This window comes from Flagellimonas sp., assembly GCF_965222555.1.
Taxonomy (GTDB): Bacteria; Bacteroidota; Bacteroidia; order Flavobacteriales; family Flavobacteriaceae; genus Flagellimonas.
Genome location: NZ_CBDCUG010000005.1, coordinates 986,181 through 1,002,550, shown reverse-complemented (window position 1 = coordinate 1,002,550; position 16,370 = coordinate 986,181). Strand labels below are relative to the sequence as shown.

The window sequence follows — 16,370 nt, the reverse complement described above, 5'->3', positions numbered from 1 at the left end:
TGCAAAACTACATTTTTTAAGCTTTGACAACGGGTTTGTCTTTCTCTGCAACAAAGATGCAAAAGACCTGTGGGTATTCCCTAGTTTTAAGCTATCGAATCATAAAAACTTTTTAATAAAATGAACAAAAACCTCAAATCATTGACCTTGGCTGCTTTGGTACTTTTGGCCTCTTGTAGCAAGGATGAATCTTCAGATGCTGAAAACAAGGATCAAGCCATTGAAGAATTGGAAAACACACCGTTGCAAGCAAATGATGTTGCCAATAATGTTGTTATCCAAGGCGGAACCAAGAATGACGGGACTCCTCCTACACCAAATGAAGCAATTTCATTAGACGTTTCAGCTTCAAGTAAAACCGCTCTATTGGGTGAAGGCTTTGAAGTTTCAATCAATTCTGATGGGAATGTAACTGGCGCATATCTTCAGTTCAAGGCAAATGATGGTACTATGGCAGATGGTTATTATGATATAGACATTAACGCAAACTCTTCATCTTCCAAGTCTTTAAAAGGGTTTATTGGGAAAAACCGTAAAAATAATGTGTCCATTACAGCTAAAGAGGATGATAATACGTTAGATGTTGATTTCAATTCCAATATTGAACCAGGTACGTTCTGCTATGTAATCTGCGTGTATGATGTGGAAGGAAATATTAGTGCTCCGGAAGAAGTTTGTGTAACTGTGGAAAGTTGGGGAGGAAAGAGCGATTTAGTCGCTGAATGGAAACTTATTAAAGAAGAATATCCTGATGAAGATGGCAAAATAGATGTGGATGAAGCCGGTGTTTCAGAATGTGATACAAATAGTGCAACGTGCGCAAATGAAATGACTTTGGAGTATGAGGAATGCTCATTCTTGGAATTTGGGAACATTACCTTTAAGGAAAACGGAACCTATGAATACGAGTTTAAAGGAGGAGAAGACTACTTGGACTATCATACATCCGTAGAAAATTGTGAGGTGAGTTATTTGGAATATGTTGACCATTATACAAGTACGGGTAACTGGGCTTATGTTGCTGAAGAAAAACGATTGACTATAGTCGAGTATTCATATAATGATATGGGAACAGAAGGTGAGGGTGTAGAAACCTATACGCCTGGTAATGGAGAACTGCTCTATGATGGACAAATTGAGCTAGATGGCAATTCTTTGATAATTACTGAATCTTATGATAGTAATGGAGATGGTACATTTGAAAGTACTTACAAAGTATTCTTTGAGAAAAAATAGTAGGGATACTAAGAACTAACAAAAAACCCTTTGCTTTAGCAAAGGGTTTTTTGTTTTCAATTGGATTAATAACTACTATTGTGCACTAAGTTCCAATTTTGATATGGTTGAACCTTTTGATGATAATTATTTTATGAAAAGAGCCTTGCAAGAGGCTGAAATTGCTTTTGAAAATGGAGAGGTTCCGGTTGGCGCCGTAGTGGTGGTCAATAATAGAATTATAGGAAGAGCGCACAACCTAACGGAAAGATTAAAAGATGTAACTGCCCATGCCGAAATGCAGGCGATTACTGCTGCATCCAATTTTTTAGGAGGTAAATATTTGCATGGGTGTACCCTTTATGTAACCTTGGAGCCTTGCCAAATGTGCGCTGGGGCCCTTTATTGGAGCCAGATTTCCAAAGTAGTATATGGGGCGGCGGATTTGGAGCGCGGATTTAACGTAATGGGAGGGAACATTCATCCAAAAACTGAAATTGTTGGCGGAATTATGGAGAATGAAGCTTCTGAAATGTTGAAACGGTTTTTTATTCAACGCCGTAATCTTAACTAAACAAAAAACCCTGATGTTTTGCATCAGGGTTTAGTCAAATCAAAATAAAATATTGTTATCCGATTACTTGCACTTGTGCAGCAACCACTCCTTTTCTTCCTTCTTCTTCTTGGTATTCTACTTTGTCACCTTCGTTTAGTTCCACTCCGTTCAATGCTGTAACATGAACAAAAATGTCCTTTCCTGTGTCGTCGTTGGTAATGAATCCATAACCTTTGGACCCATTAAAAAATTTTACTGTACCAGTCATTATAAATAATTGTTAAAATACTAAAATAGGGTATTTTAATTTGACCTAGGCGAAAAGGACTTTAAATCTTAATAAAATTATTGATTTTCAGTGTTTTCTCTTTCTTTACCTTGCATTTTTTTTATGTTTTCCTTGGTCAACATATAATCTTTCATGTCTTTGCCCTTACTTTCTTTAAATAAAAAAAGTGGCATGGTGACCAAAAAAAGTCCTGCCGTACCCCCGCCAATGAATTTATTGGCCCTGGAAAGGTCATCCTCTTTAATGGTAAAGCCGTACACAATGGATGAGACACTGGCCAAGAGCGCTAAAATTGTCAGATGTTTTAACTTAAATTTCATCGGGTGTAATTGATTAATTTTCTTCTGTAGGCCGTCAATAATTTGGATTTTGAGATGAAACCCACATATTTTCCTTCCCTGATGACGGGCAAATTCCATGCGCCGCTGTCCTGAAATTTTTGCATAACCTCTTTCATGCTATCCGAATCGCAAAAAATATGCTCAGGAGGGGCATGCATCAGGTTCTTCACAAACAGGGAATCATAAAGTTCCGTATCAAACATAAACTGGCGAATGTCGTCCAAAACTATGATGCCCATTAATTTTTCTTCTTCATTTAAAACCGGAAAGATGTTTCTTTTGGATTTAGATACGGATTCATGCAGCATTTGCCCAAGAGACATTTCTGGGTGAATGGGTTTAAAATTCTTTTCTATGACGTCATCTATTTCCATGAGCCCCAGAACCATTTGGTCCTTATTGTGGGTCAGAACAGCACCGATTTTTGCCAATTCTTTGGTGTAAATGGTGTAATCCAATGCATTTTTGGTAATTAAATAGGAAATGGAAGCGGTAATCATCAAAGGCACAAAAAGCTGATAACCTCCTGTGATTTCGGCTATCAAGAAAATAGCGGTCAGTGGTGCATGAATTACCCCGGCAATCAATCCTGCCATACCAATGAGCGTAAAATTACTTTCTGAAACTGCAAATCCAAGTCCTAGATTATTGATGACCTTGGCCAGTACATTTCCCAAAGCACTTCCCATAACCATGGTAGGAATAAAGATTCCACCCGCACCGCCAGCTGCAAAGGTGGTGGTCATGGCAATAGCCTTAAAAATGGTGATACCGAACAAAAGCGCAATAACGATCCAAATGTTATTGGTGTAATCATCAAAAGGGGTTTTTCCCAAGGCTTCTAAATGATCACCATCCAAAAGATTGTTTATAAATCCAAAACCTTCACCATATAATGGTGGAATGGCATAAAGCATGATTCCAATGGCAATTCCCCCAACCAGGAGCTTATATTTCGGACTTTTAAATCGTTTGAAAAAACCAAGAATACTAAAGTACATCTTGGTGAAATAGATGGAGGCAAAAGCAGTGCCCACCCCCAGCAATATATAAAAGAAGGTATCTTTAAGTTGAAAGCCTTCGGATAAGGAGAAGCTAAAAAGTGATTCATTGCCCAAAAAGAAATAGGAGGTAAGCACCCCGGATATTGAAGCCAATAACAAAGGGAGCATAGAAAGCATGGTCAGGTCCAACGTAAATACTTCCACGGCAAAAATAATGGCGGCTATGGGAGATTGAAAAATGGATGATATTGCTCCAGCGGAGGCACAGGCAACCAGGAGCGATCTTGTTTTGGTATCAATATGAAACAATCTGCTGAGGTTGGAACTCAGTGCAGAACCAGATTTGACCGCTGGCCCTAGCAAACCAACAGACCCCCCAAATCCAACGGTTAGCGGAGCAGCAATTAGTGGGGTATATATACTTTTCACCTTTAAGATTCCTCCTTTTTTTGACAGCGAGAAAATGATGGAGGAAACCGCATGTTGAATGGGTTTTTTATGGATGAACTTCACATATAGATAAACCAATGTCAGCCCAACAATGGGTAGAACGAAGTACAACTGGTTTTGCGAAAAAACAATTCCACCTTCTAAAGCTGATTCAATGAAATAGGTGATATTTTTTAGGGTGACCGATACTAGACCTGCTAAAAACCCCACTACCACACTCATAATATGCACAAAAGTCCGGTTGGAGATATGTTTGTATCGCCACTTTAAAATTTTTTTAAGAGCATTTTTGGCAAAAACCACTGTTCAAAGGCTTGTTGGGTATTCCCGTGAGTACCAAAATTCGCAAAAATTTAGGACAGATGGGCTAAATCATAAAAAATGTACCCTATCTAACGAATTGGGTCTATGTATTCCTCGCGATTAACCTGACTGGGCCAAATGGTTATGTGCTCTGCAAAAGAAGAATGACTATAGTAGTTGATTGCTTTGCTTCTTACCTTTAAAAGGTATTCATCATACGAATCCACATCGGAATATCTTGAGATTCGAGAAGATTTAATTACGTAGTCCGTAAGATCAAGTGTCTCTAAACCTCCAATGAAAGGCATTTTTGGCAAAATCAACTCCTTATCCTCAAAAGGATCAAAAGTCAAGACCCAATTTGATTTTTGATTTTCGGACTTTAAATGAACCTTACCACTAAAATAGTCGTTGATTGGAGTGTATGTAATTTGCACTGCACCATTCTCCACAACGGCAGAAAGGTCGGTTACAATTGGATTATATTCATTGAGCGGGAGTCCCTCACCAAGATATCTGTAACCATCTAGATTATTTCCATAAAGATCTGTATAGGAATGCCGATAAAAGGAGAAATTATCAATATATGGGTGCAAAATTCTATCTGGATTTGCAATTTGACCAATTCCAAATAGGGCATTGTGAAATCGATAATTCTGGAAGTCGCCCAAGTTTTCGAAACCTAAAAGTCCAATTTGGGAAGTGTCAGTATATGGAAAGTTGCCAACGGAGATATTATCGGAATTAAAATCTTCCATGGTCAACACCAATGGATTGGAAATAGTATCTCTTTTAAGTTTAGCAACAAAATGAGTGCCATTTACAGAGCCTCCTGGTGATAATATATAAATGTAATCGGTAGGGTTTTCCCTGTCAAGTAAATCCAATATTCCCTCACTCTGGTTTGGTGTAAACACAAAATATGCATACCCAAGTCCTTCTAAGTGGTTAAAACCTGCGGCCCCATAATTAATGTCAATGGACTCAAAATCAAACCTTCCTTTATTTTTCAAATAAAATTCTGATAATTTTTCCCTGTTTAGACCTGGAGTGGATTCAATATTGATCAGGTCATTTCTTTCCTTTGTAACTACCGTCAAAACAAAATCCTCTTGTGCATCAAAGCTTAAAGGGGCAAGGAAGACATGACTTTGTTGGTCGCTAATTTCCAAACTATCCAGAGGGTTGCCCTGTACATCGGATAATAAGGCATAAGCTTGTTCTATTGGGTTACGTATATAATTTTCTTCTATAAGCAATCTCAGCAGGATGCGTTGGATTTTCACTTTAACCTCTACCGCGCTGGAATTGTTAGCACTATCCGAGGCAATAAATCGAAGCGTTTTTTCTCCAACGGTATATAGATCGGGGTCAAATTCAAAGGAATACTCGGAGCTACTATCATAAATTTCCTCTCCGTCCAAAAGAATTTTCAAGTTTACGTTTTGAGTATTGTCATCCGATACGTTCACTGTTATTTGAACTTTTTCACTCAAAATCTGATCATTAACAAGTCCTTGAACGTCTATTGAAGGAGCGGTGGTATCTTCAACTTTTGGTGAATCATCATCGGGGACCTCTTTGTCTCCATCACTTGAACATGAGGAGATAAAAGCTCCAAATACCAATGCGAAAAGAAAATTGAAAATACTAGTCTTACTAACCATGGTGTACCGGGGAAGATTTGTTTGTTACTTTAGTTTCAGGCCTAACTCCTTTAATTGGTCTTCATCAATATTGGCAGGAGCATCAATCATTACATCCCTACCACTGTTGTTTTTTGGGAAGGCAATAAAATCACGGATGGTTTCCTGTCCACCCAAAATGGAAACAAGCCTATCCAATCCAAAAGCGATGCCCCCATGAGGCGGTGCGCCATATTGAAAGGCATCCATTAAAAACCCAAATTGCTCCTTGGCTTCTTCTGGAGTAAAGCCCAAATGTTTGAACATGGTGGCCTGAATATCCTTATCGTGAATACGAATGGATCCACCTCCAATTTCATTGCCATTCAACACCAAATCATAGGCATTGGCCTTAACATCGCCTGGTTTTGTCTCCAACAATTCCAATTGTCCAGGTTTTGGTGATGTAAATGGGTGGTGCATGGCATGGTAGGTACCGGTTTCCTCATCAAGTTCCAACAATGGGAAATCGATGACCCAAAGTGGGGCAAACTCATCCGGTTTTCTAAGTCCTAATCGTTCCGCCAACTCCATTCGGAGTGCACTCAATTGAGCTCGGGTTTCATTGATGTTTCCTGAAAGGACGCAAATTAAATCCCCAACCTTGGCGTTGGTAGCTTCAGCCCATTTGGCCAAATCTTCTTGGTCGTAGAACTTGTCAACCGAAGATTTGTAGGAGCCATCCTCATTACATTTTACATAGACCATGCCTTTAGCGCCAACTTGTGGGCGTTTTACCCAATCAATAAGTTTGTCAATCTCCTTACGGGTATAAGAAGCACCTCCGGGAACGGCAATTCCAACGACCAATTCAGCCGAATTGAACACGTTGAAATCTTTATGCTGGGCTACGGCATTCAACTCGCCAAATTCCATTCCAAAACGGATGTCAGGTTTGTCGTTACCATATCGTTTCATGGCTTCATCAAAAGTGATTCTAGGGAAATCTTCAACTTCAACACCCTTAATTTCTTTTAGGAGATGTTTCGTCAATCCTTCAAAAGCATTCAAAATGTCCTCCTGTTCCACAAAGGCCATCTCACAATCTATCTGTGTGAACTCTGGTTGTCTATCGGCACGAAGATCCTCATCCCTAAAGCATTTCACAATCTGGAAGTATTTATCCATTCCACCTACCATCAGCAACTGCTTAAAGGTCTGTGGCGATTGTGGCAGCGCATAAAACTGACCTTCGTTCATACGACTGGGCACCAAAAAATCCCTAGCCCCTTCTGGTGTGGATTTGATGAGGTATGGAGTTTCCACCTCAATAAAACCATCATCAGAAAGATACTTTCTAACCTCCATGGTCACTTTATGCCTGAAGATCAAGTTGTCCTTCACTGGATTTCTTCGGATATCCAAATAGCGATATTTCATTCGTATATCTTCACCTCCATCTGTTTCATCTTCAATGGTGAAAGGAGGTAGAATAGATTCATTCAATATTTGGAGTTCGGCCACAAGCACTTCAATGTCCCCAGTTGGAATATTAGGGTTTTTGGAGGCTCTTTCAATTACCTCACCCTTGATTTGGATTACAGTTTCCCTACCAAGCTCTCTGGCCTTTTCTAAAAGTGCAGAAGAAGTACGGTCTTGATCAAAGACCAATTGGGTGATTCCGTAACGATCTCTAAGATCCACCCAAACAACAAAACCTTTATCCCTGATCTTGTGAACCCATCCACTTAAAACAACTTCTGAACCGATATGTGATGCCCTTAGTGCGCCACAGGTATTATTTCTATACATGATATTCGTTCTGAAGGGGCAAATTTAAGAGGAATGTCAATATTTATTGCTAGATATCCTGATTTTCTGAGGTAATATAAATTTTTGGTACAGCCAGTTAAAAAGGTAAACTATGCTTAATGTATTTGTAAGATTTTAAGCAGTTTTTGTCGATGAAAACATACGATGCAAAAACTTAACATTGGTAAACATTTAAATATCAGACAGTTAAATTTGCAATGTAAATTTAACGTTACGTAATCATGTATTTAATGTAAAATAATAGCTACATTTATAACGTTAGTGTTATTGATTAATCTATAAAAACTCATATCATATGAAGAAGGCAATATTTTTTATGGCGATACTGTTTTCGGTTGGTATGTATTCTCAAACAAAAGAACCTACCTTAGAAAAAGTTGGGGAAACAGTTAAGGCTACATATTTTCATGAAAATGGCGAAATTGCCCAAACAGGACATTTTTTGGATGGAAAATTACATGGACAGTGGTTTATGTATAATACAGAGGGTAAGAAAATAGCCTCTGGAAAATATGTAAATGGGATAAGATCTGGCAAATGGTTTTTCTGGGAAGGAGAAATTTTGAGAGAAGTTGATTTTGCCGATAATCGTATTGTTGATGTAAAGAATTGGAGTCAAGGACAGGTTGCTTCCACAAATTGATAAAACAAAGCGTATAGAATAAAAAAGCCCGGGCAATTGCCCGGGCTTTTTTATTTATATCAAATTTATTAAGCTGCGATATCCAGCACCTTCTTTTTGTTTTCTTCCTTTCTTACTTTTCGTCTATGCAATCTTACTTTAATTCTATAGACCAAACTGAATAGAATTGGAACTACAATCAATGTCAAGAAGGTTGCTACAAACAATCCGTAAATTACTGTCCAGGCCAATGGTCCCCAGAAAATTACGTTGTCACCTCCAAAGTAAATGTTGGGATTGAACTCACTGAAAAGGGTAAAGAAATTAATGTTGAATCCGGTTGCCAGCGGAATCAAACCAAGAATCGTGGTAATGGCTGTCAACAAAACGGGGCGAAGCCTTGCCTTCCCACCTTTTACAACAGCTTCCAAGAAATCCTTTGAATCCAAAAGATCATCCTCTTCCAATTCCAATTCCACTTTCTTTCTATCAATCAATAGTTGGGTATAATCCAATAGTACCACACCATTGTTTACCACAATACCTGCTAATGAAATAATCCCCATCATAGTCATCATGATTACAAAGGCACTTCCAGTGGCCACAATACCACCAAATACCCCGATCAAACTCAAGAAAATGGCCAACATAATGATTCCAGGCTTGGAAACAGAATTGAACTGGAAGATCAAAATGAAGAAAATCAACCCAAGTCCAGTAAAGAAGGCGCCCATTAAAAATGCCATCTGCTTGTTCTGTTCTTCTATTTGACCTGTATAATCAATTTTGATGTCAGCCGGAAGATCCGTGAAACTTTCCATCTCATCCTGTACCTTACTCACAATGGCACCAGCATCTGTAAATCCAGGAGCCAATGCAGAGTAGACCGTTACTACTCTTTGGGTTTCTTTATGCTTGATAGCACTAAAACCAGAGGTATTTACCTGTTTGGCCACGGCCGAAATAGGCACCTCTTTGGTTTGTCCAGAATTTTGATCTTTAAAAGTGATCTTTTGGTTAAAAATAGCACTGGTATTGTATCGGTTCTCCTCATTAAATCGAACATAAATGTCATAATCCTCACCATCTTCTTTATAAATACCTGCTTTTGCCCCAAAAATGGAATTACGAAGCTGTTGTCCTACCTGTCCAGTAGATACACTTAGTTCCCCCGCTTTTTTTCTGTCCACTTCAACAAGCATGGAAGGTTTGGATTTATTCACATCAATTTTAAGCTCATCAATGCCAGGAATATTTTTTCCATTGATGTAGTTACGCATTTTTTCTGCTGTCGCTATCAATTCAGAATAATCATTTCCTTCCAGCTCAATGTTGATGGGGTACCCTGCTGGCGGACCAACAGCATCTTTTTCCACAGAAATGGCAACACCTGGATACACATCTTTTAGGGCTTCCTGTACTTTCTTCAACAGATCATTACTATTAGCTCCCTCACGGAATTTGTACTCCCGCATGGTTGCCGTAATCTTTCCACGATGAGGCATTTCTGCAGCTGAGCCACCGTCTGTTTGTGGATTTCCAGCACCTTCACCAACTTGGGAAACCGCACTTTCCGTTAAAAAGTTGTAATCGCCATGCATATAGGCATCCTCGTTGATGATGTCGTATACCCTTTTTTCAACCTCATTGGTGATTTCATTGGTCTTTTTGATATCTGTCCCTTCGGGATATTCGATATAGACAATGATTTGGTTAGGAGTGTTGTCTGGGAAGAACTCCACTTTGGTACGTTGACTTCCTACAGAAGCTCCAAAGCCCATAAAAGCGATGAACAGCAATAAAAAAGTGCCGATTGCAATATAGATCGGCTTTCTACCTGCAAGAGCTCTACGCAAGGTTTTTTCATAAAACTTTTCCCATTTGGGTAAAACCCTATTTTGAAATCCATTGGCCCAACCTCTGAGGAAAAGTCGATACCCCCAAAGTAGAATGGCAGTGACGATCATTAATGTGCCCAGTGCGCGATAAGCACCTCCGAAAAGGACAATCAACAATCCAATACCGGCAACAATGGATGTAACCCTGATGATTTGTTTTAACGGCATCTCTTTGTCCTCCGTTGTCATATACCTAGAAACTAAAACGGAGTTGAAGAAGATGGCCACGAACAGTGAGGATCCCAATACAACGGACAATGTCACGGGGAAATAGATCATAAACTGTCCCATAACCCCGGGCCATAATCCTAGGGGAACAAATGCCGCAACGGTTGTCAGGGTCGAAATAATAATGGGGAATGCGATTTCACCAATTCCTTTTTTGGCAGCTTCCAATCGTGACATCCCTTCTTGGTCAATAAGGCGATATACATTTTCTACAACCACAATACCATTATCCACCAACATACCAAGTCCCATGATCAATCCAAATAAGATCATGGTGTTCATGGTGTATCCCAAGGTACTCAGGATCATAAGGGACATGAACATGGACATCGGAATCGCAAACCCAACAAAGAGTGCATTCTTAAATCCAAGAAAGAACATCAGTACGGTAACTACCAAAATAATCCCGAAGATGATATTGTTCACCAAGTCATCCACCTGACCTATGGTCTTTGAAGATTGGTCATTGGCAATGGTTACCTTTAGATCTTGAGGGAATACATTTTTGATGGCATCACCCACAATCACCTGAATCTGTTCGGCTGCCGCCACCATATTTTTACCTGCACGTTTCTTTACATCCAACATTACCACAGGTTCACCAAACTCTCTTGCATAAGTGGTTTTATCCTCTTCCTTAAAGGAGATTTTGGCAATATCCTTTAAATAAACAGGATCGTCGTTTTCCGATTTTACCACAAAGTTTTCAAGGTCACTGGGCTTATCTATTTCGCCTACAATCCGTATTGTTCTTCGTTGGCCACTGGTAATCAAGTTACCCGCAGAGGTGGTCATGTTTTCCCTGCTGATGGTATTGATAATATCGTCAAAACTGACCTGTGCTGCCATCATTTTATAAATGTCCACAGCCACTTCTACCTCTTTTTCCTGCGCACCACGAATATCAACTTGTTTAATTTCTTGCAGGCTTTCTATTTCATCTTCCAAATATTCCCCATACTCTTTGAGTTTGTCCACAGGGTAATCTCCAGAAATATTGATGTTTAAAATAGGAATCTCTTCGGACATGCTCAGGTCAAAAACATTTGGCTCCACCTTGGCATTGTTAAAGGTAGGCCAATCCTCGCTTGCGGTCTGTGAATCTACCTCATCCTTCACCTTTTGTTTGGCCGCCTCAACGGAAATGTTTTCGTCAAACTCAACAATGATCATAGAATAATCTTCCTGCGAGGTAGAAGTTATTTCAACAACATTGCTTACCGTTTTAAGTTCATCCTCAAGCGGGTCTGTAATCAGTTTTTCAATATCCTCAGCAGTGTTTCCTGGATAAAGGGAACTGATATAGATTTTTGTTTCCTTTATTTCCGGGAAGTTTTCCCTAGGCATGCTAAAGTAAGCTGATGCCCCAAGAAACAAGATTACCGCAATCAAAACGTACATGGTCGTTTTGTTGTCGATGGCCCAGGATGCCAACCTAAACTCTTTATCTACTTTTTTCTTTTGTTTGCTCATTCTTTAAAAGTCTTGGTCTATGGTTGATAGACGTTAGTTGATGGTTTACACTACAGATTTTTCTGTTGACTATTCTCCATGGCCTTGATCACCATTCTTGATCCTAACTTTTTGCCCCTCTTTCACACTTCGGGCCCCTTCATCAATAATGCCGTCTCCGTTGTTAATTCCGGACAGCACTTCAACATAATCACCTTGGGTTTTCCCAGTTTCGATAATCACCTTTTTGGCAATTGCGTCAGAAGAAATGGAATCTGCATCCACCAAATACACATATTGTTCGCCTTCTGCATTTTCCGAAACAATACTTTGTGGAATCAAAATGGCATTATCGTTGGTGTAATCGTTGATCATAACCTTGGCGGTAAGGTTTGGTTTTACCTTTCCATTTTCACTGGGAACTGGAATTTCAGCAGTAAACGACCTGTTACTTGGGTTGATGAAATTTCCAGTTTGTCGAATTTTGGTAATTACACTATCTCCGAGTACAGGGAAATATACCTGAACATTTTTACCCGGGGTTACGTTGGGCAAATGGCTTTCAGGAACCTCCACTTCAATGTACATATTGGATAGGTTCACAATTCGGAAAACCTCAGAACCTGGTCCGGGACTTACCACAGTTCCCTGATCTTTGATTACATCATCAATAATCCCTGAAAAAGGGGCTCTGATGGTAGACTTTGCAACCTGACTTTGCATTTGCTTCACCGCACTTTCCTGGGCTTCATAAGTGGATTTGGCTTGTAGGTATTGAATTTCAGAACCAATGTTCTGCTCCCAAAGTCTTTTTTGACGTTCAAACGTGGTCTTGGCCAATGCAGCTTGGGTTTTTAGTTGGGCCAATTGACTGGACAAACCTCCATCATCAATGGAAGCTAACACTTGTCCTTTAGCCACTTTTTGTCCTTCTTTAACATAGACTTTGTACAAAGTTCCACCCATTTCTGGATAGACCAATACATTTTGTTTGGTCATTACATCCCCTTGAAGTTCCAAATAGTGATTGAACTTTTCGGTTTTGGCCGCAATGGTAGTTACCAAAGGTAATTTGGCGTTGTCATCCAGGGAGGCGATTACAGAATCCAATGATTGCAAATCTTTTTCCAAAGCTTTTTGTTGTTCCGAAATTTCAGCTCTCTTAGCTCGGATGGCTTGCAAATCATTGCCAGCAATAACACCTTCCACAGAACTGTTGCCCCCACCTCCGCAAGAAGATAAGATTACGCCTGTGAGTACTATATATATGATTCTTTTCATGATGATATGGTTTTCTTTTTGATTATTGATTTAGTATGGTTTCCAATGCCGTTTTACGGTTGATCACATCGACCATGGATTGCAAATATTCCTGTTGGGTTGAGTAGAGTTGGGTTTGTGCCTGTCTAAGCTCGAAACTCGTGGCCAATCCCTCGGAATACTTTATTTGATTTTTATTTTCAATGCGTTCGGCCAGTTTCAAATTTTCCTTAGAGGTACCATATTCTTCAATGGAAAGGATATAGTCACTTTTAGCACTTTCCAATTGTAGTCTGATTTGCTCCTCAGCCTCTGTCAATTGTGTCTTTGCTTTTTCAAGTGCTATTTTTGCCCTTTGCGTGCTCGCACTTCTTTTTAAAGAACTAAAAATGGGTACATTAAGGTTGAAGCCCATAACCGAAGATCCAAACCATTGCTGACCACTGCTCAAAAAATTAAAACTATCACTAAACGAAGACCCTCCGTAGTTAACAAAGGCATTTAAGGTGGGCAATGCTCTACTTTTTGCTAGTTTATGTTCAAAATAGCGTTGTTCATTTAAATTTAAGGCTAGCTTATAGTCCACATTGTTCTCCATTTTGAACTCTGTGTCCAAAAGGCCTGGATTAATTTGTTTTTGTGTAAGGTCGTCCAGATTTTCTGTCAAAACCGTAGATGACTCAATGGGCAGTCCCATGGTCAAGTTCAACATTTGAAGCGTGATCTTCTCTAACCGTTTGGCATTCTTTAATTGGTTCTCAACGGAAGACAATGTAATTTGGAGCTGATCCACACTTTCTTCATCCCCAAGACCATTTTCATAAATGCGTTTGGTCTCGTAAAGATTCTTTTCCAAAGTAGCTTTGTTGTTCTCAGAGATCAATACACTTTCTTGTGCAAGCAATACATTTCCATAAGCTTCCACTACAGCTTTGCGGATATCCAAATCTGTTTTTTCCTTGTTGTTTTGGCTGTAGCTCAGAAAAGCTTTGGTTGCCTGCACCCCCACAATGTATGATCCATCAAAAATCTGTTGCTCCAATGTAGCTGTTGCGGTTGCTGATTGTTGAGTTCCAAATATCAAGGGAATAAACCCTTCTGGAGGATTAACATCAAAATTAGTCTGATTTGCATCAAAGTAATCGTTTACGATATCAATGGTACTTTGAGTGTTGTCAAATGCTGCTGCAGGCAATAGAGTGACAGGTTGTTTCAACTGATTTTGATAGCTAATGGCACCCGAAATCTGTGGAAGTCCGGTTGCAATGGTCTCCCATTTTTGTTTTTGGGCATCTACAATATCCCTATTGGCATTTATTGCACTGTAGTTGTTTTCAAGCGCATATGCAATGGCTTCATCCAGACTAAAGCTGTTTGTGCTTTCTTGAGCCTGGGAAAACCATGAGAATAGCAATAATAAACTAATTAAGGTTGTTCGCATTTATTCTTGGTTTGAATTGATGATTGAGTTCAATATTTTTCTTCCTTTAGGAGTTACAATACCCCTCAGGTGATATTCTAAATAGTAGTCCATTAGTTGGGGCATGGAGAAGATTTGCATTGGAAAGAGGTTATTGTCCTTAATGCTTGTTACCCCGGTAAAATAAATTCGGGATACAAATTCCGCATTTAGGTTGTCTCTATAGATTTCCATTTCCATTCCTCGTTTTACATTATCCAATACACAACACTGCATTACTTCATAATGTTTCTTTTTTAAAGTCTCGTGTATTTTGGGATAATATTTTTGCAATTGGTATTGAGGAGATGATTTTTCATTTTTTAGGTGCAGCATTACAAACTTTTTTATTTCATACAATTCCTCAATCGGATTTTTTTGTAATGCAATAATTTCATCTATACCATTGGAAATGTACCAGAACAAATCCATTGTACTTTCTTCCACCAATTTGGTCTTGTTCTCAAAATGGGAATAAATTGTTTTTTTGGAAATTCCCATCTCATTGGCCAAATCGTCCATAGTTACACTCTTAAATCCTAGATTCAAGAACAGCTCCGTTGCTTTATGTAAAATCTTTTCTCGCATAATGGGGGGCAAAAATAGATTTGGAAACTTTAAAAACAAAAAAAGTTTCCAAAGTTTTACATTTTTTTAACGAATACTCTATTCTTTCAATTACGTTAGGCTAATCAATACTATATTGACGAATATTGGAACTTGAATTGGACTGAACTGTAGTTTTTGCGCTTGAATTCCAGAAAAAAGCCCTGCGTCCGTATTTTTCAATTCTTTGTAGAACTTTAGTTTTCTTCTGTGGGGCCATTGTGTTTTTCATTTTTGATACGTTCTACATAGGTGTTAAAGGCCTCTTTACCTTCCTCTTTCCAATACTGATCATAATATGTCCAATCCGAATCTCCGTTCTTTGGGTCACAAAAACGGTCCCATTTTTTATGCTTTTTATGTTTTTTGCTTCCTGGCCCTGATGAATCGCTGCCAAAACCAAAAATTATCTTGGCCAACAATAATAGGCCAAAGGATTGCCAGTAGGTAAGCGTGGTAAGTCCAAAAATATCGGGCATGAGCCAATTCCATAACCACATGAACACAAACCCCATTAAAAATATAAATAGGATGCCCATAACAATCATGAAGAATATCTTGAACCCCTTGGTTACATATTTCTTCACTTTTTTCTCTACTTTTCTTTCATAGTATATTTCACTTGGTTCCATATATCTTAAGTTTTATTCATTTTAATTTTTTCGATTTCTAAATTTTTTGATAAAAGGGACAGTGCCCTATGCCTTCTAGACATTAATGTTCCTTGGGATATTCCTGTTTGTTCTGCGATTTCCCGATACGAATAACCTTCAAAATCAATTGCAATAACGATATCTTGGTATGAAGGTTTCAACTGCCGAATTGCTCTTTTCAGATCATTCATTAAATCCTCCGAATAGGAATTATCGGCACTTCCATAAAATAGTTCGGCAAACTCGGCCCATTTTGTGTCAATGTCCTCGCTTTCGTGTACACTTTCTTTTTTGGTCCGCATTACATCAATGATTTTGTTTCTAACCGAGTTATAGACAAAACCTGCAATGTTGGTAATGGGCGACAAATCATCGGACCTTGAGAATATGCGCAAGGCAACATCTTGCACAATATCTTCGGCATCGCGTTCTGTGGTATCATCAACTTTAGAATGTACATAAGCCTTGAGCGAATGATACTCATCATTAAAAAAAGCCGAAAGATTCTTATAATTCTCTTTGTTGGTCACCGTTCAAAAAAAGACTATTTGCCGTCTTCAATTATAAAGACGAACG

Annotated in this window: 14 protein-coding genes; 3 read left to right on the top strand and 11 right to left on the bottom strand. The window is 38.9% G+C overall.

The features are described from left to right. Nucleotides 1–120 precede the first annotated feature (120 nt). Both ACOQO1_RS12880 and ACOQO1_RS12875 read left to right on the top strand, forming a co-directional pair. Entirely contained in the window at nucleotides 121–1,236 is a 1,116-nt protein-coding gene (locus ACOQO1_RS12880; RefSeq protein WP_420603289.1) for a hypothetical protein, read from the top strand. Nucleotides 1,237–1,339: 103 nt separating this feature from the next. Continuing rightward, nucleotides 1,340–1,789 (top strand): nucleoside deaminase, encoded by a 450-nt coding sequence (locus ACOQO1_RS12875; RefSeq protein ID WP_420603288.1) that lies wholly within the window; start codon nucleotides 1,340–1,342, stop codon nucleotides 1,787–1,789. Between the two features lie 55 nt (nucleotides 1,790–1,844). Here ACOQO1_RS12875 and ACOQO1_RS12870 read toward each other — a convergent pair whose 3' ends face one another. The 5 genes from ACOQO1_RS12870 to aspS form a co-directional block, all read right to left on the bottom strand. Continuing rightward, nucleotides 1,845–2,039 (bottom strand): cold-shock protein, encoded by a 195-nt coding sequence (locus ACOQO1_RS12870; protein ID WP_138836430.1) that lies wholly within the window; start codon nucleotides 2,037–2,039, stop codon nucleotides 1,845–1,847. Between the two features lie 77 nt (nucleotides 2,040–2,116). Continuing rightward, entirely contained in the window at nucleotides 2,117–2,380 is a 264-nt protein-coding gene (locus tag ACOQO1_RS12865; protein WP_420603287.1) for a hypothetical protein, read from the bottom strand. After that, a complete protein-coding gene (locus ACOQO1_RS12860; protein ID WP_420603286.1) occupies nucleotides 2,377–4,077 on the bottom strand; it encodes a chloride channel protein in 1,701 nt (566 codons plus the stop codon). The genes ACOQO1_RS12865 and ACOQO1_RS12860 overlap by 4 nt, the downstream gene beginning before the upstream one ends. 170 nt (nucleotides 4,078–4,247) lie before the next feature. Then, nucleotides 4,248–5,825 carry a hypothetical protein gene (locus ACOQO1_RS12855; protein WP_420603285.1) on the bottom strand — a complete coding sequence of 526 codons (1,578 nt, stop codon included), beginning with the start codon at nucleotides 5,823–5,825 and terminating at the stop codon, nucleotides 4,248–4,250. A gap of 24 nt (nucleotides 5,826–5,849) precedes the next feature. Continuing rightward, complete coding sequence (gene aspS / locus ACOQO1_RS12850; RefSeq protein WP_420603284.1) at nucleotides 5,850–7,595, bottom strand: aspartate--tRNA ligase; 1,746 nt, start codon at nucleotides 7,593–7,595, stop codon at nucleotides 5,850–5,852. A gap of 316 nt (nucleotides 7,596–7,911) precedes the next feature. Between aspS and ACOQO1_RS12845 the strand changes: the two genes are divergently transcribed. Then, nucleotides 7,912–8,259, top strand: coding sequence for a toxin-antitoxin system YwqK family antitoxin (locus ACOQO1_RS12845; RefSeq protein ID WP_420603283.1), 348 nt, complete (start codon nucleotides 7,912–7,914; stop codon nucleotides 8,257–8,259). A 68-nt stretch (nucleotides 8,260–8,327) separates the two neighbouring features. Here the strand turns inward: ACOQO1_RS12845 and ACOQO1_RS12840 are convergent, their stop codons facing one another. The 6 genes from ACOQO1_RS12840 to ACOQO1_RS12815 all read right to left on the bottom strand — a co-directional run bounded on the left by ACOQO1_RS12840 (nucleotide 8,328) and on the right by ACOQO1_RS12815 (nucleotide 16,324). After that, the gene (locus ACOQO1_RS12840) at nucleotides 8,328–11,837 is read right to left on the bottom strand and encodes an efflux RND transporter permease subunit (RefSeq protein ID WP_420603282.1); all 3,510 of its coding nucleotides are present in this window, start codon (nucleotides 11,835–11,837) and stop codon (nucleotides 8,328–8,330) included. 69 nt (nucleotides 11,838–11,906) lie between these two features. Further along, a complete protein-coding gene (locus ACOQO1_RS12835) occupies nucleotides 11,907–13,097 on the bottom strand; it encodes an efflux RND transporter periplasmic adaptor subunit (protein WP_420603281.1) in 1,191 nt (396 codons plus the stop codon). A gap of 22 nt (nucleotides 13,098–13,119) precedes the next feature. Further along, nucleotides 13,120–14,517: a TolC family protein gene (locus ACOQO1_RS12830; RefSeq protein WP_420603280.1), complete on the bottom strand. Its 1,398-nt coding sequence runs from the start codon at nucleotides 14,515–14,517 to the stop codon at nucleotides 13,120–13,122. After that, entirely contained in the window at nucleotides 14,518–15,123 is a 606-nt protein-coding gene (locus ACOQO1_RS12825; RefSeq protein ID WP_420603279.1) for a TetR/AcrR family transcriptional regulator, read from the bottom strand. Nucleotides 15,124–15,338: 215 nt separating this feature from the next. After that, nucleotides 15,339–15,773, bottom strand: a complete 435-nt coding sequence (locus ACOQO1_RS12820) for a hypothetical protein (RefSeq protein ID WP_420603278.1) — start codon at nucleotides 15,771–15,773, stop codon at nucleotides 15,339–15,341. A gap of 5 nt (nucleotides 15,774–15,778) precedes the next feature. Next, complete coding sequence (locus ACOQO1_RS12815; RefSeq protein WP_420603277.1) at nucleotides 15,779–16,324, bottom strand: RNA polymerase sigma factor; 546 nt, start codon at nucleotides 16,322–16,324, stop codon at nucleotides 15,779–15,781. Nucleotides 16,325–16,370 lie beyond the last annotated feature (46 nt).